The 22113-nt window shown below is 75.9% G+C and carries 26 protein-coding genes and 1 tRNA gene; 8 read left to right on the top strand and 19 right to left on the bottom strand.

The features are described from left to right. Positions 1 to 91: 91 nt before the first annotated feature. From CLV35_RS09495 to CLV35_RS09455, 9 genes are all read right to left on the bottom strand, one after another. The gene (locus CLV35_RS09495) at positions 92 to 1270 is read right to left on the bottom strand and encodes a hypothetical protein (RefSeq protein ID WP_121193224.1); all 1179 of its coding nucleotides are present in this window, start codon (positions 1268 to 1270) and stop codon (positions 92 to 94) included. A gap of 79 nt (positions 1271 to 1349) precedes the next feature. Then, positions 1350 to 3812, bottom strand: a complete 2463-nt coding sequence (locus CLV35_RS09490) for a beta-glucosidase (RefSeq protein ID WP_121193223.1) — start codon at positions 3810 to 3812, stop codon at positions 1350 to 1352. Further along, the gene (locus CLV35_RS09485; RefSeq protein WP_121193511.1) at positions 3799 to 5016 is read right to left on the bottom strand and encodes an NAD(P)/FAD-dependent oxidoreductase; all 1218 of its coding nucleotides are present in this window, start codon (positions 5014 to 5016) and stop codon (positions 3799 to 3801) included. The genes CLV35_RS09490 and CLV35_RS09485 overlap by 14 nt, the downstream gene beginning before the upstream one ends. Before the next feature lie 5 nt (positions 5017 to 5021). Then, complete coding sequence (locus tag CLV35_RS09480; RefSeq protein ID WP_231121665.1) at positions 5022 to 5843, bottom strand: CPBP family intramembrane glutamic endopeptidase; 822 nt, start codon at positions 5841 to 5843, stop codon at positions 5022 to 5024. Positions 5844 to 5882: 39 nt separating this feature from the next. After that, complete coding sequence (locus tag CLV35_RS09475) at positions 5883 to 7265, bottom strand: serine/threonine-protein kinase (RefSeq protein ID WP_147431919.1); 1383 nt, start codon at positions 7263 to 7265, stop codon at positions 5883 to 5885. Beyond that, the gene (locus tag CLV35_RS09470) at positions 7262 to 7546 is read right to left on the bottom strand and encodes a hypothetical protein (protein WP_121193221.1); all 285 of its coding nucleotides are present in this window, start codon (positions 7544 to 7546) and stop codon (positions 7262 to 7264) included. The genes CLV35_RS09475 and CLV35_RS09470 overlap by 4 nt, the downstream gene beginning before the upstream one ends. 226 nt (positions 7547 to 7772) lie before the next feature. Then, the gene (locus CLV35_RS09465; RefSeq protein ID WP_231121664.1) at positions 7773 to 8282 is read right to left on the bottom strand and encodes a DUF1360 domain-containing protein; all 510 of its coding nucleotides are present in this window, start codon (positions 8280 to 8282) and stop codon (positions 7773 to 7775) included. Further along, positions 8279 to 8803 carry a DUF1360 domain-containing protein gene (locus tag CLV35_RS09460; protein WP_121193220.1) on the bottom strand — a complete coding sequence of 175 codons (525 nt, stop codon included), beginning with the start codon at positions 8801 to 8803 and terminating at the stop codon, positions 8279 to 8281. Before CLV35_RS09460 ends, CLV35_RS09465 begins: the two co-directional genes overlap by 4 nt. Beyond that, entirely contained in the window at positions 8800 to 9819 is a 1020-nt protein-coding gene (locus CLV35_RS09455; protein WP_121193219.1) for an SDR family oxidoreductase, read from the bottom strand. Before CLV35_RS09455 ends, CLV35_RS09460 begins: the two co-directional genes overlap by 4 nt. A gap of 97 nt (positions 9820 to 9916) precedes the next feature. On the opposite strand from CLV35_RS09455, the gene CLV35_RS09450 reads away from it, so the two are divergent. After that, on the top strand, positions 9917 to 11509 hold the full coding sequence (locus tag CLV35_RS09450; protein WP_121193218.1) for a phytoene desaturase family protein: 1593 nt from the start codon (positions 9917 to 9919) through the stop codon (positions 11507 to 11509). 40 nt (positions 11510 to 11549) lie between these two features. On the opposite strand, the gene CLV35_RS09445 is transcribed toward CLV35_RS09450, so the two are convergent. Further along, on the bottom strand, positions 11550 to 12011 hold the full coding sequence (locus CLV35_RS09445; protein WP_231121663.1) for an SRPBCC family protein: 462 nt from the start codon (positions 12009 to 12011) through the stop codon (positions 11550 to 11552). 31 nt (positions 12012 to 12042) lie between these two features. Continuing rightward, positions 12043 to 12681 carry a uracil phosphoribosyltransferase gene (gene upp, locus CLV35_RS09440; protein WP_121193217.1) on the bottom strand — a complete coding sequence of 213 codons (639 nt, stop codon included), beginning with the start codon at positions 12679 to 12681 and terminating at the stop codon, positions 12043 to 12045. 98 nt (positions 12682 to 12779) lie between these two features. On the opposite strand from upp, the gene CLV35_RS09435 reads away from it, so the two are divergent. The 3 genes from CLV35_RS09435 (at position 12780) to CLV35_RS09425 (ending at position 14132) form a co-directional block, all read left to right on the top strand. After that, positions 12780 to 13037 (top strand): hypothetical protein, encoded by a 258-nt coding sequence (locus tag CLV35_RS09435; protein ID WP_121193216.1) that lies wholly within the window; start codon positions 12780 to 12782, stop codon positions 13035 to 13037. An 85-nt stretch (positions 13038 to 13122) separates the two neighbouring features. Then, positions 13123 to 13650, top strand: coding sequence for a tRNA adenosine deaminase-associated protein (locus CLV35_RS09430; RefSeq protein ID WP_121193215.1), 528 nt, complete (start codon positions 13123 to 13125; stop codon positions 13648 to 13650). A 32-nt stretch (positions 13651 to 13682) separates the two neighbouring features. Beyond that, positions 13683 to 14132, top strand: a complete 450-nt coding sequence (locus CLV35_RS09425) for a tRNA adenosine deaminase-associated protein (protein ID WP_183061890.1) — start codon at positions 13683 to 13685, stop codon at positions 14130 to 14132. Between the two features lie 6 nt (positions 14133 to 14138). On the opposite strand, the gene CLV35_RS09420 is transcribed toward CLV35_RS09425, so the two are convergent. Next, entirely contained in the window at positions 14139 to 15977 is a 1839-nt protein-coding gene (locus CLV35_RS09420) for a family 43 glycosylhydrolase (protein WP_121193213.1), read from the bottom strand. A 117-nt stretch (positions 15978 to 16094) separates the two neighbouring features. Between CLV35_RS09420 and CLV35_RS09415 the strand changes: the two genes are divergently transcribed. After that, positions 16095 to 16577: a nucleoside deaminase gene (locus CLV35_RS09415; RefSeq protein WP_121193212.1), complete on the top strand. Its 483-nt coding sequence runs from the start codon at positions 16095 to 16097 to the stop codon at positions 16575 to 16577. Between the two features lie 37 nt (positions 16578 to 16614). Beyond that, positions 16615 to 16701: transfer RNA gene (locus tag CLV35_RS09410), tRNA-Ser, on the top strand. Between the two features lie 54 nt (positions 16702 to 16755). Here CLV35_RS09410 and CLV35_RS09405 read toward each other — a convergent pair. Genes CLV35_RS09405 through CLV35_RS09385 form a run of 5 tightly spaced genes read right to left on the bottom strand, consistent with a single transcriptional unit; the run spans position 16756 to position 19711 of the window. Then, on the bottom strand, positions 16756 to 17394 hold the full coding sequence (locus CLV35_RS09405) for a hypothetical protein (protein WP_121193211.1): 639 nt from the start codon (positions 17392 to 17394) through the stop codon (positions 16756 to 16758). After that, the gene (locus CLV35_RS09400) at positions 17391 to 17840 is read right to left on the bottom strand and encodes a hypothetical protein (RefSeq protein WP_121193210.1); all 450 of its coding nucleotides are present in this window, start codon (positions 17838 to 17840) and stop codon (positions 17391 to 17393) included. The genes CLV35_RS09405 and CLV35_RS09400 overlap by 4 nt, the downstream gene beginning before the upstream one ends. Further along, complete coding sequence (locus CLV35_RS09395; protein WP_121193209.1) at positions 17837 to 18232, bottom strand: hypothetical protein; 396 nt, start codon at positions 18230 to 18232, stop codon at positions 17837 to 17839. The genes CLV35_RS09400 and CLV35_RS09395 overlap by 4 nt, the downstream gene beginning before the upstream one ends. A 1-nt stretch (position 18233) precedes the next feature. Continuing rightward, positions 18234 to 19424 carry a WXG100 family type VII secretion target gene (locus CLV35_RS09390; protein ID WP_121193208.1) on the bottom strand — a complete coding sequence of 397 codons (1191 nt, stop codon included), beginning with the start codon at positions 19422 to 19424 and terminating at the stop codon, positions 18234 to 18236. Then, positions 19421 to 19711, bottom strand: a complete 291-nt coding sequence (locus CLV35_RS09385; protein WP_121193207.1) for a WXG100 family type VII secretion target — start codon at positions 19709 to 19711, stop codon at positions 19421 to 19423. Before CLV35_RS09385 ends, CLV35_RS09390 begins: the two co-directional genes overlap by 4 nt. Positions 19712 to 19761: 50 nt before the next feature. Here CLV35_RS09385 and CLV35_RS09380 point away from each other — a divergent pair, with 50 nt between their 5' ends. Then, on the top strand, positions 19762 to 20211 hold the full coding sequence (locus CLV35_RS09380; protein WP_121193206.1) for a TY-Chap domain-containing protein: 450 nt from the start codon (positions 19762 to 19764) through the stop codon (positions 20209 to 20211). Next, positions 20208 to 20477: a DUF6343 family protein gene (locus CLV35_RS09375; RefSeq protein WP_121193205.1), complete on the top strand. Its 270-nt coding sequence runs from the start codon at positions 20208 to 20210 to the stop codon at positions 20475 to 20477. The genes CLV35_RS09380 and CLV35_RS09375 overlap by 4 nt, the downstream gene beginning before the upstream one ends. 11 nt (positions 20478 to 20488) lie before the next feature. Here the strand turns inward: CLV35_RS09375 and CLV35_RS09370 are convergent, their stop codons facing one another. Next, the gene (locus CLV35_RS09370; protein ID WP_121193204.1) at positions 20489 to 21085 is read right to left on the bottom strand and encodes a bifunctional 4-hydroxy-2-oxoglutarate aldolase/2-dehydro-3-deoxy-phosphogluconate aldolase; all 597 of its coding nucleotides are present in this window, start codon (positions 21083 to 21085) and stop codon (positions 20489 to 20491) included. After that, positions 21082 to 22011, bottom strand: coding sequence for a sugar kinase (locus CLV35_RS09365; protein ID WP_231121662.1), 930 nt, complete (start codon positions 22009 to 22011; stop codon positions 21082 to 21084). Before CLV35_RS09365 ends, CLV35_RS09370 begins: the two co-directional genes overlap by 4 nt. Positions 22012 to 22113: the final 102 nt, after the last annotated feature.

Here is a 22113-nt window from a genome sequence, read left to right as displayed (position 1 = left end):
AGGGTGACGCCAGTGGTCTGCCCCGCCCCTGCGGCGCAGCAAACGCGCCGGGCGACGTGACGCACGGCTCGTCCGGGCGCCGGCGCGGGCGTCAGGCGGTGGGCCCGTCCGCCGGAGGCGCCCACGAGCGCGGCGGCTGGCGCAGCAGCCGGCGGCGGACGAAGCGCTCCGCCCGCTGGCGCGGCGTCAGCACGACAGGGGTCACCCGCGTGAACAGCTTGGCCCGCCCGGCCGCCAGCACCGCGGCCGAGGCCGCTCGTGCGACCTCCTCGCCCGACGGCGCGACCGAGTCCCGCGAGGTGGGGGTCAGGTCGTCGAGGTCGCCGACGACGCGTACGCCTGCCTGGCGCAGCGCCGCCACGTCCGCCGACGCCCACTCCGCCACCTGCTGGGCCCAGGTCGCCGGCAGGCCGACCTTGCGGCCGCGCTCCCCGGCGGCAAGGAAGCCGTCGACCACGACCGCCTCGCGCAGGACCCGGCTGTTGCGCAGCCCGATGCCGGCGGCGTCGATGGCGGTGTTGAGCTCGGAGAGCAGCACGGTCTCCGGCCAGGTGAGCCCGAGGTGGGCCTGCTGGACGGTGAGCACCGGGGTGGGCAGGCCGGCCAGGCCGGGGACGCCCGTGGCCTCGAGGTAGCGCCGCCACAGCACGTCGGGGGCGCCGGCGCCGCTGGTGACCAGCGTGACGCGGTCGCTCCCGACGACCGCGCCCCAGCGCTCGAACAGCGAGGCGAGGTCGTAGGCGCGCCACGGGGCGCTCACGGCGTCGGCGGCGTCGGCCTCCGCGAGCCGGTCGCGGTCGCGGGAGCGGACCTCGAGGAACTCCTCGAAGGTCACGGCGGTGCCGCCGCGTACCGTCTGCTGCCAGGCCGAGCCGAGGTTGCGCGCCAGGTCGCGGGCGGTCACCAGCACCGAGACGTCGCTGACGCCGAGCTCGTCGACCACGCGTCGCACGGCGCTGGGTCGCAGGAACGCCAGCGCCTCCGACGACAGCAGCACCGGGCCGGGCTCGGCGCGCACCTGCTCGGCCAGCCACTCCCAGTCGGTGCGCGCCTGCGCGGCGTGGGTGTCGGAGACGTAGCCGAACTCGCCCGGCAGCAGGCCGTAGAACGCGCGCTGGTGGTGGTTGGGCACGTGGCGCTCGCCCGTCGGCGGCACGGGGTAGCGCAGCCCGGCTGCCGCCGCCGGCTCGGCGCGCTGCGCCAGCCCGTGCTGGAGGTAGGTGGTGCCGGACTTCTGCTGCCCGATGTGCAGGACGATCCGTGACGCCACCCGGGGTGCCTCCTCCGTGCTCGTGCCGCGCGCCCTGGCCGGGCGCGGAACGGCACAGGGTACGCGGGACGGCCGTCCGTCAGCCGGCGTGCAGCTCCAGCGTGGCGCGGACGTCGCCGAGCCCGCGGGCGAGCAGCAGCCGGCCCGCCGGGCGCTCGGGCGCAGGTGCCCAGGCGCCGGCGGCGGCGTCCCAGGTGCGCTGCACCCGCCGGTCGAGCGGGACCTCGACCGCGGCGCTCTGCCCCGGCTCGAGCGTCACGGCGGCCCACCCGGCGAGGCGGACGTAGCCGCCTGACGGCTCGAGGTAGGCCTGCACGACCTCGCGGCTGCGGCGCGGGCCCGTGTTGGTCACGCGCACGGTCGGGGTGCCGGTCGCGGACAGCGCCGCGTCGGACCACTCCCAGCTCGAGAGCCCGAGCCCGTGGCCGAACCAGAACAGCGGCTCGGGCGCGCGACCGGCGTGGTGGCCGCGGTGGCCGAGGAACGGGCCCTCGTCGTAGGCCAGGTCGCCGTCGACCGGCGTCACCGACCACGCGGGCGACGCGCCGTCCGCGGCGGGGAAGGTGGTCACCAGGCGTCCGGCCGGCTCGACGCGGCCGAGCAGGGCAGCGGCCACGGCGTGCCCGCCCTCCTGGCCCGGCAGCCCCGCCCACAGCACCGCGTCGACCTCGTCGAGCCACGGCATGAGCACCGGCGTGGCGGCGTTGACGACGACCACCGTGCGGGGAGCGGCAGCGGCGACCGCGCGGACCAGCGCGTCCTGCTCGCCCGGCAGCGCGAGCGTCGTCTTGTCGACGGCCTCGGTCTCCTGCTCCTCGGTCAGCCCCACGACGACCACCGCGACGTCGGCGCCGGCGACCACAGCCACCGCGTCGGCGATCGCGTCGCCGGCCGGCCGGCGCGCCGGCCGGGCGATGAGGCCGAACATGCCGACGCCCTCGAGCGGCGGCGCGTCCGGGTCGTCGGCGCCACGGTCGGAGCCGACCAGCCGCACGGTCGTCTCGACCACCGTCGACCCGTCGAGCTCGACCGTGTCGAAGGTGCTCGGCGGGGCGAGGATCTCCTCGCCCAGGCCGGTGCCCACCACGCGCAGCGAGGCCTCGGCGCGGTGGTCGCCCGCCTGCAGCTGCCACTCGCCGGCCCCGATGACGCCGAGCTCGACGCGCCCGCTGATGCCCAGCCGGGCACGCGTCACCACCGTCGCGACCCGCTCGGCGAAGTCCTCGTCGAAGCCGACCACGCGCTGGGCCTCGTCGTTGTGGCGGTGCTCGATCAGGGAGCCGTCGCGCGCGTAGAGCCAGGAGTGCGTGCCAGGCTCGCCCGTCTCGGGGTCGGTGACCCAGGTGGTGCGTGCCGGGACCGGCCGGTCGCGCACCTCGACGCCGTCGACGACCGTCAGCGCGTCGCCGAGGACCGCGGCGAGCCCCTCGGCGACGGACACCTCGTGCACCGGGTTGACGTGCGCCGAGCCGCCGCCCATGTCGACGGTCTCGAGCGCGTGCCGGCCGACCAGCGTGATGCGCAGCGACGGGTCGAGCGGCAGGACCGGGCCGCGGTGGGTCAGCACGGTCATGCCGGAGGCCGCGAGCCGGGTCATCTGCTCGACGCGCTGCGGGCTGTCGGCGGCGGGGAGGTCCTGGGGCGCCTCGGGCTCGGCGCCCAGGGCGCCGACGCGCTCGGCGAGCAGCAGCAGGCGGCGCAGGTGGTCGTCGACCGCCGCCTCGGGCACCTCGCCCCCCTCGACGGCGCGCACCAGCGCCTCGCCCCACGGCCCGTCGGGCCCGGGCATGACGAGCTCGAGGCCGCCGTTGGCCGCAGGCGCGGCGCTCTTGGTGGCGAACCAGTCGGACATGACCAGGCCGTCCCAGCCCCACTCGCCCTTGACGACCTCGTTGATCACGTGGTGCTGCTCGGTGGCCGGCACGCCGTTGACGTCGTTGTAGGCGGCCATCATCGACCAGGCGCGGGCGTCCTCGGCCGCGATCTCGAACGGCAGGAGGTAGACCTCGCGCAGCGTCGCCTCGTCGACGACGCTGTTGACGGTGTTGCGCGCGGTCTCGCTCTCGTTGGCGACCAGGTGCTTGAGGCACGCGGCGACGCCGCGGGACTGCATGCCGGAGACGTAGGCCGCGGCCAGCCGCCCGGTGAGCAGCGGGTCCTCGGAGAACGCCTCGAACAGCCGGCCGCCGAGCGCGGTCCGGTGCAGGTTGATCGTCGGGCCGAGCACCACGTGGATGCCCTGGGCGAGCGCCTCCTCGGCGAGCATCCCGCCCACCTCGCGCAGCGCCTCCTCGTCCCATGCCGAGGCGAGCAGTGTGGCGTTGGGGAAGAGGGCGACGGCGGGGCCGCCGCTGAACTTCAGCCCGCGGACACCGGTCGGACCGTCCGAGAGCCGCAGCTCGCGCAGGCCCACCGAGGGCTCCGGCCACAGGGTGAACGTCGTCGCGCCGCTGAGCAGGCGCACCTTGGACGCCAGGTCGAGCGAGGCGACGAGGTCGGCGTGGGCGGAGGGCTCGGCGGGAGCAGCGTCAGCGGGGCTCATGCGCAGACTCTGCCACGCCGGCCTCGGCCGCGACCGACCGCTCGAGCTCCTTGCGCCAGCGCCGGAACTCCTTGGGCAGGCCCATCCCCAGGACGGCTGTGAGCCGCCCGCCGGCACGGTAGGCCGCGACGAACCGGTGCTCGTCGAGCTCGCCGACTTCGACGGTGACCTCCTCGTCGAGACCGGCGGACCCGGCGAACTGGACGTAGGTGTCGTACTGCTCCGACCAGAACCAGTGCGGCCGGCGCGGCCCGGGGCGGCTCTCCCCGGCGAGCAGCCCGGCTACGGCGACGGCCGGGCGCTCGAGGGCCTCGCTCCAGTGCTCGACCCTCCGGTGCCGGGAGTGCGCGTCCTCCCACCAGGCTGCGCAGTCGCCCACGGCGACGACGCCGGGCGCGCTGGTGAGGCCGCCCGCGTCGCAGAGGACGCCGTCACCGAGCGCGAGCCCCGAGCCGTGCAGCCAGTCCGTGGCAGGCACCGCGCCGATGCCGACGACCACGACGTCGGCGGGCAGGAGCCGGCCGTCGGCCAGCTCGACCGCCTCGACGCGGCTGGTGCCGTGCAGCGCGGAGACGCCGGAGCCGCACAGCAGGCGTACGCCGTGGCGCTCGTGCAGCGAGGCGACCACTGCGCCCATCCGGGCGCCGAGCGGGCCGGCCAGCGGAGCCGTCAGCGCCTCGACCACCGTCACCTCGAGGCCGAGCCCGCGGGCGGTGGAGGCGACCTCGGCGCCGACGAAGCCGGCGCCCACCACGACGAGGCGCGACGCCCGCAGCAGCTCTGCCCGCAGGGCCTCGGCGTCGTCGAGCGTGCGCACGGTGTAGACGCCCGCGAGCCCTCCGGACCCGGGCAGCGGGCGCGCCGTCGCGCCGGTGGCGAGCACGACGCCGTCGGCGGTCAGCGTTGCGGGCCCCTCGGTCGTCTCGAGCGCGAGGGTGCGCGTGGCCGCGTCGAGCGCGGTTGCTCGCGTGCCGAGCCGCCAGTCGACGTCGAGGTCCTCGCCGGGGGCCTCGAGCCGGAGCTCGTCGGCGCTGGTGGTGCCGGCCAGGAAGCCCTTCGACAGCGGCGGCCGGTCGTAGGGGCGGTGCGACTCCTCCCCGACCACCACGATGGTGCCCGTGTGCCCCTGCGTGCGCAGCGCCCGCACGGCCGAGAGGCCGGCCAGCGAGGCGCCGACGACGGCCACGGTGGCGTCGGGGGACAGGCCCGTCACGTCGGCAGCCAGCCGACCTTGCCGGCCAGCAGCGCGTAGCCCACGAAGGCCACGCTGTCGATGAGCGTGTGCGCGACGACGAGGGGGGCCACGCGCCCGTAGCGGCGGTAGACCGTCACGAAGACGACGCCCATGACCGCGTTGCCCGCCAGCCCGCCCAGGCCCTGGTAGAGGTGGTAGGACCCGCGCAGCAGCGAGCTGCCCAGCAGCGCCGCCCGGGGCGACCAGCCCAGCTGGTCGAGCCGGCGCAGCAGGTAGCCGACGACCACGACCTCCTCGAGGAAGGCGTTCTGGAAGGCCGAGAGCAGCAGCACGGGGACGCGCCACCACACGGCCGGGAGCGTCGTCGGCACGACGGTGAGGTTGGCCCCGGCGGCGCGGGCACCGAGGTAGAGCGCCAGGCCGCTGCCGCCGATCGCGGCCGCGAGTGCCGCGCCCAGCGCGAGGTCGTGCCGCCAGCGGCGCCGGTCGAGCCCCAGCGTCTCGGCGCCGGACCGACCGACGTCGCTGTTGGCCGCGCTCCCACTGTCGTCGGCGGAGCGGTCGCGCGTGAGCAGGTGCAGGGCGAGGAAGGCGGGCACGATGCCGGCGGCGATGTTGACGCTCTGGCGCGCCAGGTCGAGCCACGGCCGTCCAGGGGCGAGCGTGCCGTTGAGCGTCGCCCGGTGGCTGGCGAGCCCGCCGGGCGCGGTGACCGTGCCGAGGAAGCTGACCAGCGCGAAGACCGCGGATGCTCCGAGCGAGACGCCGAGCACGAGCAGGACCTCGTCGCGCAGCAGGGTCCGCGCCCGGCGCTGCGGCGCCGTCTCGAGCTGCACGTGTCCTCCTCCGCCCCGGCTGCGCCCGGGTCTTCGAGCCTACGGCGCAGCACGCGGACCCACCCGTCGCACGCTCCAGCGGCTCGTCTCTGCGCTCGAGCCGGGTGCGAGCCAGGGACCGGCCACTGCGAGCCAGCCCGCTACCGAGGGGTCGCCGACCGGCAGCTGGGCTGCCGCGGCAGCGTAGGTGTCGAGCCCGTGCGGGCTCGCACCGCCACGGCCCGAGAAGCGCGCGGTCGTCAGCCGCGGGCGGTCGGGGTTGCGCAGCCCGTCGAGCGCCGGCACCGGGTCGGCAGTGCCCTCGAGCGCCAGCACCGCGGCGCCTGACGCGGGCATGCGCGCTGCGGGGGCTCCGGCGACGAGCACCGCCTCGACGTCGTAGCGGCGCATCCGCGGGTCGGCCGCCAGTGCGGTGGCGACCAGGCCGCCCTCGCTGTGGCCCACCAGGAGCAGCTGCGCCCCCGGCGGCACGCCGGCCCGCCGGAGCGCGAGCACCACCCCGTCGGCGTAGGCGTTGTCGCGCCGGGCCACGAGCCGCACGTCGGAGGTCAGGTCGCGCGGCTCCGCCCCCGCGCGCGGCGACCACGACACGGTGCCCGGCAGGCCGACCACCCAGCGCTCCTGCCCGTCGGGCCCGACCAGCCGGGTCACCGTCAGCGTCGCGCCGCCGCCGGGGTGCAGCGCCGGGTCGCCGGCCAGGTCGCGCAGCAGCTCGGCCGGCGAGGTCGCCGCCGGCCGCGGCGCGCTGCCGCCGACCCGTCGGACGACGACCGTCCGCTCCGGCAGCAGGGCCGAGACCGCGGCGGCGTCGCCGCCGTAGCTGCCCGGCGCAGCCAGCAGCAGCGCCGGTGGGAACCACAGCGCCACGCCGTCCAGCACGCCGGCGGCTCCCGCGGCCAGCGCCTCGACGGCTCGCGGGTGCCCGAGCACCTCGTCCGCCGCTCGCGAGGCGAGCCCGCCCGCAGCGACCGGCCGGCCGTGCACCGCCGCGTCGACGACGACGGCCGTGGCCAGCGGCAGGACGACCAGGGGAGCCGCAGCCCCCACGACCGCTCCGGTGGCGGTCGCAGCGGCCTGCACCAGCCCGTGCAGCACGGCGTCGGCCCCGCGGTAGGTCTGCAGCGCGAGCCGGAGCCGTGCCGCCAGCTCGCCCGCCGACCACGCCGCGCCCAGCAGCAGCCGGGCCGCGCGCAGCAGGGCGTCCTCGGCCGCCACCGCCGTGCCGGGGCTCAGCACCGCCCCGGCGGCGAGCTCCGGGTCGAGCGCGGCGGCAGCGAGGTCGCGCGCCGCGTCGGCCAGGACGTCGGCGACGGCAGCGCACGTGCGGGCGAGGGCCAGCAGGTCGTCGCCGCGGGCGCGCACGCCGCCGGCACCACCGCGTACCTCCCAGTGCACGGCGACTGCGCCGGTTCCCCCGCTCACAGCACCTCCCGCAGCAGACCCGCTGCCGCGGCTCGCAGCTCGGCCCGCACCTCCTCGGCGCGCCGTGCGTGGTGCGCCAGCGCGTCGGCGGCCGACTCGGCGGCCTCGGCGCCCGCCAGCACACCGCGCAGCTGGTGCTCCGCCGTCGCGCGGAAGACCACGGCCGCGCTGGACTCCCACGCCAGGCCGGTGAGCCCCCGCAGCAGTCGGCCGTGGGCCAGGCGCAGCCGCTCGGCCACCTGGCGCGCGCGCCGGTCGAGGGAGGTGTCGGTGGAGCTCATGGCCACGGACGCTAGGCCCGGCGGGACGGCGGCCGGACCGCCCGGCGGGGGAGCGGTGGACGACGAACGCGGCAGAGGGCCGGTCGGTGGACAACACCACGGATGTCCACCGAGGCACGGAGGAGAGCCTCAGCCCTCCACAGCCCCCGCCGTGCGCGCTGCGCCGACAGGCTCGGACTCCTCGGTGCCCGGCTGGCTCGAGTCGGGCGAGGCCGAAGAAGCCGGACTAGGCCTGCTGGACCTTGGCGTAGGCGTACTGCAGCACGTCGGCCGCCGAGACCGCGGTGAAGATCGTGGCCGCCAGACGGGTCTGCTTGGGAGCGACGACCATGCTGAAGGTGAAGCCCGTGGCCACCCACTGGCCCACGCAGAACGGGCAGGTCAGCAGCTCGCCGAGCGCCTTGCGGGCGCCCGTGCCGCGGACCTCCTCCTCGAGCTCGGCCTCGGCGCTGGTCCCCTTGAAGCGCGTGAACGGCGCGCGCAGCGGGCTCGTGACGGGGTCCTTGGTGATCAGCCTCGAGAGCCGGTGCGTCGCCACGGAGATGAGCGCGATGTCGGCGAAGGCGAAGCGGTCGGGGAGCCGGCGGTCCGAGCGCATGACGCCGAGCGTGCTGATGCCGACGGCGGTGCCGTAGAGGCCGAGCAGGCCGACGAAGGCGCCCAGCGGGCGCTCCTCGTCACCGGCGTAGGCCTCCTTCTCGGCGAGGGCCTTGTGGTGCAGCTCGTGGAGGTTCACCCCTCCACCGCCTGCTCCGCGCCGGCGTAGGCGAGCTGCAGGAAATCGGAGATGCCGACCGCAGCGAAGACCGAGGCCACCGCGCGGGCCTGCCGCGGCGCGACGAGCATGCCGGCGGTGAAGGTCGTGGCGATCCACTGGCTCAGGCAGAACGGGCAGGTGAGCAGCTCGCCGAGCGCCCGCCGCGGCCCGTCGACCCGGATCTCCTCGCGCAGCTCGCTCGGCCCCGACACCCCGGCGAAGCGGGTGAACGGCGCCCGCAGCGGCGAGGTGACGGTCGACTTCGTCAGGACCCGCGACGCCTTGAACGTCGCGGCAGCGACCAGCGCGATGTCGCCCGGCGCGATGCGCGCCTGCTTCTTGCGCGTCGCCACCGCGGTCAGCGTGCCGAGGCCGACGACGGCGTAGGCGGCGAGCAGCGCTGAGTAGGTGCCGAGCGGGCGGTCCTCCTCGCCGGCGTATTCGTGGTGGTGCTCGCTGACGGCCTCGACGAGGCGCGCAGCGGGTCCGTGCTCTGTCACGAGGCAGCCTTCCGGGAGGTGAGGGAGAGGGCGCTGGCGCCGAGGCCGACCAGCCGGGTGCCGATGCCCACGACGGCGCGCGGGAACACGGGCGGGAGGAACTCGAGCGTGCGCGGCTTGGCCTGGTCGTCGAAGGCGCCATGGGCACCGTGGTCGCCAGGCACAGGCGCGTGCAGGTTGTCGGGCCGCGGCCGGTCCTCGGGCTCGTCGACCTGCTGGGCGTCGAAGCCGGTTCGGCCGAGGTAGTGGTCGAGCAGCCCCGGCGCCACGCGGTTGCCGAGGATCGTCAGAGCGGTGATCGGAGCGACCCAGTACTCGCGGCGCCCCGCCTCGGCGGCGCGCACGATCGCCTGTGCGGCGACCTCCGGCTGGTAGATCGGCGGCACGGGCTGGGCCTTGCGCGGCATGTAGGACTTGGTGATCCGGAACTGCGGCGTGTTCATCGCCGGCAGCTGCACCATGCTCACTGTCACGTCGGTGCCGTCGTGGAGCAGCTCCGCGCGCAGCGAGTCGCACAGCCCCTGGATGGCGTGCTTCGAGCCGCAGTAGGCCGACTGGAGCGGGATGCCGCGGTAGGCGAGCGAGGACCCGACCTGGATGATCCGGCCGGTGCCGCGCGGCTTCATCCGCGTGAGCGCCGCCCTCGTGCCGTAGGCGTAGCCGAGGTAGTTGACCTCGGTGACCCGGCGGAACTCCTCGTCGCTCATCGACTCGAAGGTGCCGAACACCGTGGTCATCGCGTTGTTGACCCAGACGTCGATCGGTCCGAGCTCGGCCTCGACCCGGCGGGCCGCCGCCTCGACCTGCGCCGCGTCGGCGACGTCGCAGCGCACCGCGAGCGCGGGGACCCCGCGCTCGCGCAGGTCGGCCTCGGTGGCCCGCAGGCCGTCCTCCCCGCGCGCCAGCACGGCGACGGAGTCGCCCCGGTCGGCGAAGGCGCGCGCGGTGGCGCGGCCGACGCCGGCTGTGCCACCGGTGACCACCACCACGCGCGGACGTGTCTGCTGTGCTGCCATGGCTCGGGCCTACCCTCCGGTGCAGAGCGGCAAGCGACGGCGCAGGTGTCGCGTGCGTCTCGGCTTGGCCGGATGATCCCGAGGGCAAGGGGCGCGCATGAGCGAGATGGTGGACGCGGTCGTCGTCGGGGGCGGGCACAACGGGCTGGTCGCCGCCAACGTGCTTGCCGACGCGGGCTGGGACGTCGTGGTGCTCGAGGCCCAGCCGGTCGCCGGCGGCGCGGTGCGCAGCGCTGAGGTGACGGCTCCGGGCTTCACCACCGACATGTTCAGCTCGTTCTACCCGCTGACCGCCGCGTCTCCGGTCATCAAGAGCCTCGCCCTCGAGGACCACGGACTGCGGTGGCGGCACGCGCCCGAAGTGCTGGCCCACCCGACGCGCGACGGCCGGGCGGCGGTCCTGTCGCGCGACGTCGACGTGACGGCAGCCTCCCTCGACGCCTACGCGCCCGGTGACGGCGACGTGTGGCGGCAGATGGTCGACGAGTGGCAGCAGATCCGGGAGTCGTTCCTGACCGCGCTGTTCACCCCGATACCGCCGGTCAAGGGAGGCCTCGGTCTCCTGCGCACGCTCGGCCCGGCCGAGCTGCTGCGGTTCGCCCGCTTCGCTGTGACGCCCGTGCGCACCTACGCCGCCGAGCGCTTCGACGGCGAGGGCGCCGCCCTGCTGCTCGCCGGCAACGCCCTGCACAGCGACCTGTTCCCCGAGGGCCCGGGCAGCGCGCTGTTCGGGTGGCTGCTCGTCATGCTCGGGCAGGACGTCGGCTTTCCCGTGCCGGAGGGCGGCTCGGGCCGCCTGGTCGACGCGCTCGTCGACCGGCTCGAGAGCCGGGGCGGCAGCGTACGCGTCAGCTCCCCGGTCGAGAAGGTGACCGTGAGCGGCGGGCGGGCGACCGGTGTCGTCCTGCGCGACGGCACGACCGTGCGGGCTCGCCGCGCGGTGCTCGCCGACGTCACGGCGCCGGTGCTCTACGACCGGCTCGTGGGCCGCGAGCTGCTGCCACCGCGCATGCAGCTCGACCTCGAGCGCTTCGAGTGGGACAGCGCGACGATCAAGGTCAACTGGGCGCTCTCGGGCAAGGTGCCGTGGACGGCGGAGCAGTGCCACGGCGCGGGCACGGTGCACGTCGGCGTCGACATGGACGACCTCACCGACTACGCGGCCGACCTGAGCACCGGGCGGATCCCGCGCCGGCCGTTCCTGCTCTTCGGCCAGACGACGACGGCCGACCCCACCCGCTCGCCCGCCGGCACCGAGTCGGCCTGGGCCTACACGCACCTCTCGCGCCGGGGGCCGCTCGACGACGCCACGCTCGACGCGCACGTCGAGCGGATGGAGGAGGTGCTGGAGGAGTACGCACCCGGCTTCCGCGACCTCGTCGTCGCCCGGCACGTGCAGAAGCCGCGCGACCTCCAGGACGCCGACGCGAGCCTCGACGACGGGGCGATCAACGGCGGCACGTCCCAGCTGCACCAGCTGCTGGTCTTCCGCCCGACGCCGTCGCTCGGCAGGCCCGAGACGCCGGTGGAGGGGCTCTACCTGGCCTCGGCCTCGGCCCACCCGGGCGGCGGCGTGCACGGCGCGCCCGGCTGGAACGCTGCCAGGGCTGCGCTGTCCCGCGAGACGCTGACGGGCCGCGTCACCGGGCGCGCGGTCCTGGCCGCCACGCGCTACCTCGCGCGCGGCTGACGCGGTCGACCGCGCACAGGGGGTCAGCCGCGCGGGCCCGTCAGTCCCGCGGCGCGCGGTTCTCGGCGATGAGCGAGAGGCGGCGCAGGCTCTCGCGGTTGCGGGGGACGATCGCGGCCTGGCGCAGAGGGCGGGGTACGAAGCGGCCCGGCCCGCGCGTCGCGTCCTCGGTCATCGTGACCCTGGTGCGGCCGTCGAGAGGCTCGAGGGTCAGCGAGATGGTCGCTTCTCCGAGCGGCCAGCCGCGCGCCTGCATGGTCAGCGACGTCTGCGGCTCGCACTCGAGCACGGAGGTCGAGTCCGAGAGCAGCACGGGCCACGCGCCGACGCTGTGGTGGATCTGCGCGCCGACGGCGGGCCAGCCGGCCTCGACGTCGCGGATCGCCGAGGCGCCCACGACCCAGTTGGCGTAGGCCCACCCGTCGGCCAGCACCGACCAGACCTGCTCTCGGGAGGCGTTGATGACCCGCTCAACGCGGATGGTCGCCATCTCGGTGCTCATGGCCGAGCCCTACCCCTCCGGGCGCGCCGGCTCACGCGACGCCGTAGAGACGGTCGCCGGCGTCGCCGAGCCCGGGGACGATGTAGCCGAGCTCGTTGAGCCGATCGTCCACCGCGGCCACGACCACCGTGACCTCGACGGAGGCGTCGGCGAGCCCCTGCTCCATGTGCGCGATGCCCTCGGGAGCTGCCAGCAGCGAGATGCAGGTGACCGGGCCGGCGCCGCGCTCGGCGAGCAGGCGCACGGCCGCGACCAGCGTGCCGCCGGTGGCGAGCATCGGGTCGAGCACGTAGCACTGGCGCCCGGCGAGGTCCTCGGGCAGCCGGGTCGCGTAGGTCGAGGCGAGCAGCGTCCCCTCGTCCCTGACCATGCCGAGGAAGCCGACCTCGGCGGTGGGGACCAGGCGGGTCATGCCGTCGAGCATCCCGAGTCCCGCCCGCAGGATCGGCACGACCAGCGGCTTCGGGGTCGAGAGCCGGGTGCCGGTCATCGGCGAGACCGGCGTCGTGATCTCCATCGGCTCGACCCGCACGTCGCGCGTCGCCTCGTAGGCCAGCAGCGTCACGAGCTCGTCGGCCAGCCTGCGGAACGTGGGGGAGTCGGTGCGCACGTCACGGAGCACCGTGAGCTTGTGCGCCACGAGGGGGTGGTCGACGACGTGGGTACGCATGGCGGCACGGTAGCCGGGTTCGACCGCCCCGCGCGGGGTAGGGCGCCGGTGACCGTCGGGCGAGCAGGTGCCCGGCAGCGGGGCAGGGAGGAGCCAGCATGAGCAGCACCGGGCGCACGGCGACGACCAGCCGCGCGGCGACGCTCGAGCCGCCGGCACCGCTCCACCCCGCGGGGCGGGCGGCCGACGACCGACATCGCGCTGAGGGCGCCCCGACGCGGCTGCGCCGGCGCGCGGAGCTGCTGCGCGAGCGCAAGGAGGCGCGGCTGCTGCGCCGCACGGTCGCCCCGCGGCGGGCGCGCCGGGCGGCGGTGCTGGCCGCCGCGTACCGCCGGATGCTCGCCCGCTCCCTCTAGGGGCTGCGGGGTCCCAGCCGGGCACTGCACGCAGAGCCCGACAAGTGCCATCATCCATGACCACACGGACGTCCGGGAGGTCATCATGCCGCGCACGCAGACGACGGCCGACGGCCGCGACGCCGCCTGGGACGACGACGCCGGCGAGGGCGACTTCGCCGTCGCCGCCTACCGCGAGGACGGCGTCTGGCACGTGAGCCGGCTGGCCGGCAACGCCCACGACGACCTCTCCGCCCTGGTGCGCGCGTTGCAGCAGCGGCCCCCGGAGTCGGCGCCGCTGGCGTTCGTCGGCGTGGACGACGACTTCTACGTCGCGGCGCGCCTGGTGGGCCGCGACGTGCGCCTCTTGCTCTCCGACGTGACAGCGGCGAGCGAGTGGCCGCTGGCCCGCGAGGTGCTCGACACGCTCGGCGAGGAGCTGCCCGACGACGACGAGCCGCGGCCCGTCGGCGACCTCGGGATGTTCGCCGACCTCGGGCTCCCGCGCCGCGTGGTCGAGGGGATGTGCGACGACGACGAGCTCTACCCCGACGAGGCGTGCGTGGAGCTGGCCGACCGGCTGGGCTTCGGCCCGCAGCTCGAGTTCGCGCTGCGCCGGCTCGCCGCGCGCTGACCGACGACCGCCAGACCCGAGGAGGAAGACCGGTGGCCTACTTCGCGGCCCTGCTGTCGCGCGACGGCGGCCCGTGGCGCCCGCGCGAGGTCGACGTGGAGGGCCACGACGACGTCGACGCGCTCGCCCAGGCCATGCGGCGCGCCGCGAAGGGCGACGCCCTGGCGCTGCTGCTGCTCGAGCACGAGGACGAGTGGTTCGCCGTCGTCCGGGCCGAGGACGCCGACGACCCGCAGGTCTTCGTGTCGTCGGCCGCCGGTGCCGCAGCCTCGCCCTACGCGGCCGCCCTCGGCTACGACCCGGAGCTCGCCGAGGACGAGGAGGACGACCCGGCCGGCGACACCGAGATCCTCGCCGACCTCGGCACCGAGCCCGACGAGCTGCTGCGCCTGGCAGGCGACGACGGACCCGACGTGTCGGAGGCCGTGACGGCGCTGGCCGAGAAGGCCGGATTCGGCGAGCTGCTCGACGACATGCGCTGAGCGCCCTCAGGGCAGGCGCAGCGAGAGGTGCTGGGCGACAGACGTACCCGCGTCGGTCAGCGTCCACGAGCCGTCGTCCGCGGGCGCCAGGGTCCACCGGCGGCACTCCGGGTGCGACGCGTCGCTCGCCACGACGCGCAGCTTCCCGCGATCCGGGAAGCTGCTGGTGCAGCGCGAGGTCGACAGCTGCAGGCCGGTCGCGACGTTGGTGACCGTGTAGGTCGCTCCGCCGGCGGAGGAGAAGCTCCACTCCTGGCAGGCGTCCGTCGACCGCGCCTGCAGGCGCGGCGACCCGCTGGCCGGCGACGCGCTCGTGCAGTCCGGAATGCCCAGCGCAGCGGTCCCGGCGACGTCCGCGAGCAGCACGCGGCCGACCGGCTGGAAGCGGAACTGCTGGCAGGCGTCACCACGGGCCGTGGAGATCCGCAGGTCGCCCGTGGCGGCCCCCGCTGCGCAGCCGGCGTCGTCGATCACGCGCGCGCCGGGCAGGACGCTGGCGATGGTCGACCACCCGTCGGTCGACGTGGCGGGGCGCCACCGCTGGCAGTCGTTGGCGAGCCAGCCCCACTGCGCGACGTCGCCGCCGTCGGTGTTGTCGCACCCGGCCACCTCGGCCACCTTGTTGCTGGAGCGGTTGAGGATCCGCGCCCCGCTGCCCTTCCGCTCCACCTGCCACTGCTGGCACGGCGAGCCGGTCGCCGCCGCGAGCGCGATGTCGGCGCCCTCGTAGCCGCAACCGACGTCCTCGGCGACCCCGCCGGCGCTGCGGGCGACGATCGACACGTAGGCGGCGCCGTGCCCGACCTCGCGGCTCGGGTTCACCGGGTCGTCCAGCGACGGCCAGCCGTCGGACCAGCGGAGCTGGCGCACGTTCAGCCGCGGGGTGCCGGCGTCGGTCGCGTCGTAGTAGTGGTTGACGAACCAGTCGGTGCCCCCGGCGGGCCAGACGTCCGCGCCCCCCGTGCCGACGAACTCGTTGTAGCCGCGCAGGACCTCGGTGCCCCCGCCCTGCAGCATGGGCACGCCGGCGCGGTCGACGTAGGGGCCGGTGGGCGAGGTGGCGCGGCCGACCACCACGCGGTAGTCGCTGTCCACGCCCCGGCAGCAGAAGTCGAAGGCGACGAACAGGTAGTAGTAGCCGCCGTGCCGCACGATCGACGGCCCCTCGACCGGTCCGCCGGCGCGGGACGCGAGCGGGAAGTCGCCGTCCCCGGCGGGTTTTCCCGTGGCCGGGTCGAGGTAGCGCGCGTGGATGCCCGACCAGAACGAGCCGAAGGACAGCAGCTGCGTCTGTGCGTCGACCTGCAGCACGTCGGGGTCGATGGCGTTGTAGTCGTCCACGCCGGGGTGCGACCGGAGCACGAGCCCGCGGTCGGTCCACCGGTGGTCGGGGCTGTCCGGGTCGAGCGTCGGCGTCGTCGCGAGCGCGATCACCGAGTTGTTCGTGCCGAACTGCGAGGCCGCGTAGTAGAGCCGCCACTCGCCTCCGGCACGGACCAGCTCGGGCGCCCACGCGTCGGCGGGCGTGGTCCCGAGCGTCTGCGGGATCCAGGCGGGGAGCGCGTCGAACACCGGGCCGAGCTCGGTCCAGTGCACCAGGTCCTTCGACCGCTTGACCGGTAAGTAGGTGTGCGTGCCGGCGTCGCCGGTGATCACCACGTAGTACCAGTCGCCCTCCTTGACCATCGTCGGGTCGTGCGCGACGGGGTCGGCGGGCCGCTCGGCCTGCGCAGCCGGCCCGGCTGAGTCGGTGCTCGCCGCCCCGGCTGGCGGGGCCAGGAGCGAGGCGGCGACGAGGGCGACCGCGCCCAGCAGGGCGGCACGCGCGGCAGCGGGGATCCTCACGGAGGCACCTCTTCGTGTGTCCGGTTCGTCCGACTCCGGCAGTCTGTCCCAGTTCTTGCAGCGCTGCAAGAGCGCTGGCGGAGCTCGCTGCCGTGGCTGCTGGGATGCTGGGCGGCGATGAGGCCGGAGACCCGCTGGGAGCCCGCGATGCGCGCCGCGCTCGAGGAGGCGCTCGGCGCGCTGCCCGCCGCAGACGTACCCGTCGGAGCCGTGGTGCTCGACGAGACCGGTACGCCGGTGAGCCGCGCGCACAACGAGCGCGAGGCGACGGGGGACCCGACCGCGCACGCGGAGGTGCTGGCGCTGCGCCGTGCCGCCGCCGTGCGGGGGGAGTGGCGGCTGGCCGGCTGCACGCTCGTCGTGACGCTCGAGCCGTGCGCGATGTGCGCGGGCGCGGTCACGCTCTCGCGCGTCGAGCGGGTCGTCTTCGGCGCGTGGGACCCGAAGGCCGGTGCGGCGGGCTCGCTGTGGGACCTGCTGCGCGACCGGCGGCTGAACTCCCGGCCCGAGGTCGTCGGCGGCGTCCTCGAGCGCGAGACCGGCGAGCTGCTCCGCGCGTTCTTCGAGGGTCACCGGGGCCCGACGGCCGTCGAGGGCTGAGCGACAGCCGCCTGAGCGACCCGCTATCCTTCTCGGCGGTGGCGTGTCCGAGCGGCCAAAGGAGCACGCCTCGAAAGCGTGTGTGGGGGCAACTCCACCGTGGGTTCAAATCCCACCGCCACCGCAGTGCCAGAGGCGGGCCCCCAGGGGCCCGCCTCTCGCCGTTCGGAGGGCACCCTCAGTCCGACAGCTCCTCGTCGTCAGGGAGCACTCGGGTGAGGAGCCGCCAGACCTCGGTGGCCGTGGCCGGCCGCAGCGACGCGCTGCCCGGGGTCGCCTCCACGAGCGCGAGGCCGGCGCTCCCGTCGACCGCGGCCAGCTGCCGGGAGCCGCCCTGCCAGCGCACGTCCAGCACCCACGACCAGTCGGCGCCGAGCTCGGAGTAGGCCGACGAGCGGCGCAGGTCGTCCGCGTGCGCGAGGTCGTCGAGCACGGCCTCCTCGACCGGTGTCGGGACGCGGCGCGTACGCCGTGGGCCGAGCCGCACGACCCTGGCCACCGCTGCGGGGAACGCGGCGGGAGCCACGGGCAGCAGCTGGGCCACCTCGCCGTGCACGGCGAGGAGCAGCGCGCCGGCTCCGCGCGCCAGCCACGCCCGGCTCGTGGTGACCAGTGCGCCGGACGCGACGACGAGCTCGGCGGTGGCGAGGGGTGCGGCGACGGCGGCCAGCGCCTCGGGGATGCCCGGCACCGCGAGGGCCTCCGCCGCGGCTCCCTCCGGCACGGAGTCCGCGCCCGCGTGGGCCCGGCCCAGAGCGGCGAGCCCGTCGGGGTCGAGCCGCACCACGCCGCTGCCTGCCTCGACCTCCAGGATCACGCGGGCACCACCAGGGTCGACGCGGCGGCCGTGAACACGTCGGCGGTCTGGTCGTAGCGCAGGGTCTCCACGCTTCCGGTGAGCGTGATGCCGAGCCCGCCGGCCAGCACGGCCCACTGCTCCATCGTCACGTCGGCGCCCTCGGCGGTCACGTGGCGCGCGAGGCGCCGGCCGCCCGGCAGGCCGGCGACGGGCAGCCGCTCGAGGTCGAGGACGAGGTAGTCCGCGAGCAGCTGCGGGAGCACCTGGTCCGCGGCCACCTGCCAGTCGCGGAAGCTCAGCGGCGTGGACTCCACCGTGAGCACCAGGCTGGCGCGGAACCCGCGGCCCGGTCGCTCCGGCTCGAGGGCGAGCGCGGCGCCGGTGCTGCCGTCGGCGGCGGGCTCCCAGCCGTCGGGCACGACGAGACGGACGCCGGAGCCGGCGTGCTCGAGCAGGGCGCTCACGTGTGGGCGCGGCCGCGCGCGCGCTCGGCGCGCCGCCGTTCCTTGCGCCGACGGTCGGCGTCCTTGCGGTGGGCGGTGCGCGCCGCGTACCACCGGGGGAGCGACCACGACGGCATGGGGACGCCCATGACGCCGAAGACCACCAGCAGCAGCCCGGCGAGCGCGGCCACGTCCACGCCGAGGCGCTGGACGTCGCGGGACACCGCAGCGGTCGAGAGGGAGAGTCCCAGGCACAGCACGGCGATGGTCGGCAGTCCCACGAGGACGAAGCGCTCCCACTGGCGCGCGGTGTCGGACACCCAGCCGCGGGCGCCCTGGGTGCGTCCCAGGCGCAGCCACGCACCGAGCGCGAGGGCGGCGAGGCCGACGAGGAGGAGCACGACGGTGGCCATCTCAGTCCCAGAAGGTGATCGCGTCGCCGACGTCCTTGGCCACGTCCACCGCGCCCTCGCCGAGATCGGCGGCCGCGTGCCCGATGCCGTCGGTCATGTCGTTGATCTGGTCGCCGACCCAGGCGCCGGCGCTGGAGCCCACGAAGCCGCCGGCGAGACCGCCGACCAGGCCACCGACGACGGTACCGACGCCGGGGAAGATCGCGGTGCCGATGGCGCCGCCGATCTCGGCTCCGACCAGGCCGCCTCCCCATGCGCCGCCGGCGGTGAGCCCGGCCTTGGTCACGGTGCGGTCGACGCGCTCGCCGGTGTCGAGCGACGGGTCGTCGGCGTCCTTCTGCCACTGGTCCCACCCGGCCGTCGCGGCCGTGACCACCACACCGGCCCGCCCGACCCACTTCGCGCCGGCGCCCCACGCGTCCCGCGTGGCTGCCTGGCCGGCCTTCGCGTGCCAGCTGGTGCTGTCGAAGGACGCCCGGAAGCGCTCCCACGGGCTCAGGCTCGTCCCCATCGGACCGAACCGCCCGTTGACCCGCGGCTGGAAGACCTGCAGGCGCCCCTTGAGCATCCAGCTGCTCGCGGCGCCGAAGCCCCACGCGCCGCGGCCGAACACCCACGACGTGCGGTCCCAGGGGTCCGAGCTGTCCGGCGGCAGGAAGCCCAGCTTCTGGACGAGGTTCTCCACCCACCCGTCGCCGTCCGAGGCCTGCATGGCCGTCTCGAGCGCCTCGTGAGCGGTGCGCTCCGTGCCCCGCGCCGCCTCCGCCCGGTCGAAGGCCTCGTTGTAGACGTCGACCTCGGCGTTGTAGGCGGTGACCGCCGCGTCGTCGGCCGCCTCCCCCGGCTCGGTCGGCGGGTGCACGCCGTCGCCGGACACGTCGAGCCCGGCACCGGCGGCACGCGTCCGGATCGCGGAGAACTCCGCCTTCACCGAGTCGAGCTCGCCGGCGAAGGTCTCCAACGCACGAGCGGCGGGCAGGATGCGCTCGGTGAGCTCGTCGAGCCCGGTACGGCTGTCGCCCAGTGCGGCGCGGAAGGCGTCGGCGGCGTCGCCCTGCCACGCCGTGGTGCTCGTGGAGTCGGCCTGCTTGAGCGCGGTGACCGCGTCGTCGACGACGGAGGCGACGGTGCGGGCCGCCTGCGCCGCCGCCCGGCACGCGCCGGGATCGCCGTGGACCTGCAGCTCGATCACGGACCCACCTGCATCCCCGAGAACCCGCCGGACACGCCGCTGTCGGCGCTCGCGTAGGTGCCGACGGCCTGCGTGACGCCCGAGGACAGCTCCTGCACCGACTGGGCGAGGCCCTGCAGAGCGGAGGACAGAGCGGCGAAGGCGCCGGACACCTCGCTGCTCGAGCTGCCGGCGTCGGGCGCCACCGCGAGGGCGGCGACCTCGCCCTCGAGCGTGGCTGAGGTGCCCGACAGGTCACCGGCCACGCCGGTCATCGCCGCGGTGTCGATCGTGTAGGCGTCTCCCACGAGGGCAGCATTCCCCCGTCGGGGCCCCGACCATTCGTCCGGAGGAGCACGTGACCACGACGCAGGTCTCGGAGCGGTCCTGGGAGGCCGTGCGGGAGCGGCTCGCTGCAGCACTGTCCGCGCTGCCCGACCGCGGGATCGTCGTACTGGGCGAGCCGGTCACCTACGCCCCGGCCCGCGGGCTCCTGCGCCGCAGGCCGACCCCGCTGCCGAGCCGCTACGTGCAGGTGCTGCGCACGGGGGAGCTCCTGTCCGGCGAGGTCGTCGGGGCCGCGTCGTTCGGCGGTGACTGGGACCTGACGCCGGCCCAGGACCTGGCGGTGCGCGAGCTCGGCTGGTACGCGCCCGGCGAGGTTCCTGACACCCCGGCGGGCTACCCGAACTACCGCCACGACGTGCCGCTGGCCGACTCCGACAGGCTGGCCGCCATGGCCGTCGCCGCGCTCGAGGTGCTGGAGCTCTCGCCCGACGGACCGCTCGAGCTGCGCCAGGAGGCGTGACCCGAGCCGTGGCCCGCAGGGAGAGCTCCGGGGCCGAGCCGTCGGCCGCCCGCAGCGCGCTGGTGCTGCGCGCGGTGCTGGCGGCGTTCGGCGCGCTGGTCTGCGGCGGCTTCTCCGGTCTCGCGCTCGTTGGCGCCGCCGGCCACGACGACCGCCGTGGGCTGCTCGTCTTCGGGCTCGGCACCGCCGTGCTGGCGCTCGTCGCGCTGGTCGACATCGTGGTGCTCGTCCGTCGCATCCGGCAGGAGCGGCGACCCTGGACCTGAGCCGGTCTGTCTCAGACGTCCAGCGCCGCCAGCACCTCGGCCAACCCCTCCGGCGTCGAGACCGCGCTGCCGATGCCGACGGCTCGGGCCCCGGCGTCGAGGAAGCCTCGCAGGTTCGCGGCCGTCACGCCGCCGGTGGCGGCGAAGCGGGCGTCGGGGAACGGGCCGCGCAGCTCCTTGAACCACGACGCGCCGAGGCTGCCGGCCGGGAACGCCTTGAGCCACGCACAGCCGGCCCGGCCCGCCGCTTGCACCTCGGACGCGGTGGCCACGCCCGGCAGGTGGGGGAGGCCGGCGCGGGCGCTCGCGGCGGCGACCTCGGGGTCGAACCCCGGCGCCACCGTGAACGCAGCGCCCGCGGCCACCGCCCGCTCGACCAGCTCGGTCGAGACGACGGTGCCGGCGCCGACGACCGCCCCGCGGGCCCTGGCCTCGTGCGCGAGCGCGGCCAGCACGTCGAGGGCCGCGGCGTCCTGCACAGGCACCTCGACGACGCCCGCACCTGCCGACCACACCCGGTCGGCGATCTCGAGCGCCGTGTCCCGCGGCACCCCGCGCAGGATCGCGACGAGCCGTCCGTCGCCGAGGACGTCCCCGAAGTCGCTCATGTGCGCTGCCCCTCCGTGGTTCCGGGTCTCGGCAGGTAGTCCGGCACGGCGCCCACGTCGCCGACGACCCCGAGCGACGCGGCGGCGAGCCGGTGCCCGATGACCAGCGTCTCCTGCTCCGGCAGGCCGAGCAGCAGTCCGTGCAGGTATCCGGCGGCGAACGCGTCGCCCGCCCCCACCGGCTCGACGACCTCGACCGGCAGGGCCGGCACGTGCACGGGCGGCTCGCCACGGACGTACGCGGTGGCGCCGACCGCTGCGTCCTTGACGACCAGCCGCTGCGGCTGGGGCAGGAGGTCGCGCACGTCGTCCGGGGTCGTCGCGCCCCACAGCGCAGCGGCCTCGTCGAGGCCGACGAAGCACACGTCGGCCGCGCGCGAGAGGCGCAGCAGCGGGGCTGCAGCGTCGCGGCCCCGCCACAGCGCGGGTCGCACGTTGACGTCGAAGCTGACCGTGCCGGTGCACGGCCGGTCCTCGAGCAGCCGGCGCACCAGCTCGTGGCACGACGAGGACAGGGCTGCCGTGATGCCGCTGAGGTGCAGGACCCGCGCGCCGGGCAGCGAGTCGGCCAGCGCGGGACCGAGGTGCGAGGCAGCAGAGCCGGCGCGGTAGTACCAGACGCGCGTGCCGCCGGGCTGCGGGTCCTTGAAGTAGACGCCGGTCCGCGACACCGGGTCGCGCACCACGTGGGAGACGTCGACGCCCGCCTCTGCGACCTCGTGCAGCACCCGCTCGCCCAGCGGGTCGTCGCCCACCGCGCTGACCCACGCCGTGCGCCAGCCGAGGCGCGCCGCGTAGGAGGCCACCGTCGACTCGGCGCCCGCGACGGACACGGTCGCTGTGGACGCGGCGGCCAGCGGACCGAGCGGGACGGGCGTCAGCTGCACCATCGACTCGCCGAGCGTGACGAGGTCGTAGGCGGCCACAGCCCTCCTCCCGGCGTCGGTCCTGCTGGTCCGCGCGCGACTCTACGACCTGCTTCCGCACCCGGTGCCTTCGGAGTACGTTGAGCCGCAGGCGCAGCATCG

Source organism: Motilibacter peucedani (assembly GCF_003634695.1).
Lineage (GTDB): Bacteria > Actinomycetota > Actinomycetes > Motilibacterales > Motilibacteraceae > Motilibacter > Motilibacter peucedani.
The sequence above is the reverse complement of the archived record's forward strand: the minus strand, read 5'-3'. Positions and strand labels throughout refer to the sequence as shown.

Coding starts and splice junctions, on each gene's coding strand:
- CLV35_RS09490 (WP_121193223.1), bottom strand. CDS start 3,812: ATGAGCCCCGCTGACGCTGCTCCCGCCGAGCCCTCCGCCCACGCCGAC.
- CLV35_RS09470 (WP_121193221.1), bottom strand. CDS start 7,546: ATGAGCTCCACCGACACCTCCCTCGACCGGCGCGCGCGCCAGGTGGCC.
- CLV35_RS09455 (WP_121193219.1), bottom strand. CDS start 9,819: ATGGCAGCACAGCAGACACGTCCGCGCGTGGTGGTGGTCACCGGTGGC.
- CLV35_RS09450 (WP_121193218.1), top strand. CDS start 9,917: ATGAGCGAGATGGTGGACGCGGTCGTCGTCGGGGGCGGGCACAACGGG.
- CLV35_RS09445 (WP_231121663.1), bottom strand. CDS start 12,011: ATGAGCACCGAGATGGCGACCATCCGCGTTGAGCGGGTCATCAACGCC.
- upp (WP_121193217.1), bottom strand. CDS start 12,681: ATGCGTACCCACGTCGTCGACCACCCCCTCGTGGCGCACAAGCTCACG.
- CLV35_RS09435 (WP_121193216.1), top strand. CDS start 12,780: ATGAGCAGCACCGGGCGCACGGCGACGACCAGCCGCGCGGCGACGCTC.
- CLV35_RS09430 (WP_121193215.1), top strand. CDS start 13,123: ATGCCGCGCACGCAGACGACGGCCGACGGCCGCGACGCCGCCTGGGAC.
- CLV35_RS09415 (WP_121193212.1), top strand. CDS start 16,095: ATGAGGCCGGAGACCCGCTGGGAGCCCGCGATGCGCGCCGCGCTCGAG.
- CLV35_RS09395 (WP_121193209.1), bottom strand. CDS start 18,232: ATGGCCACCGTCGTGCTCCTCCTCGTCGGCCTCGCCGCCCTCGCGCTC.
- CLV35_RS09370 (WP_121193204.1), bottom strand. CDS start 21,085: ATGAGCGACTTCGGGGACGTCCTCGGCGACGGACGGCTCGTCGCGATC.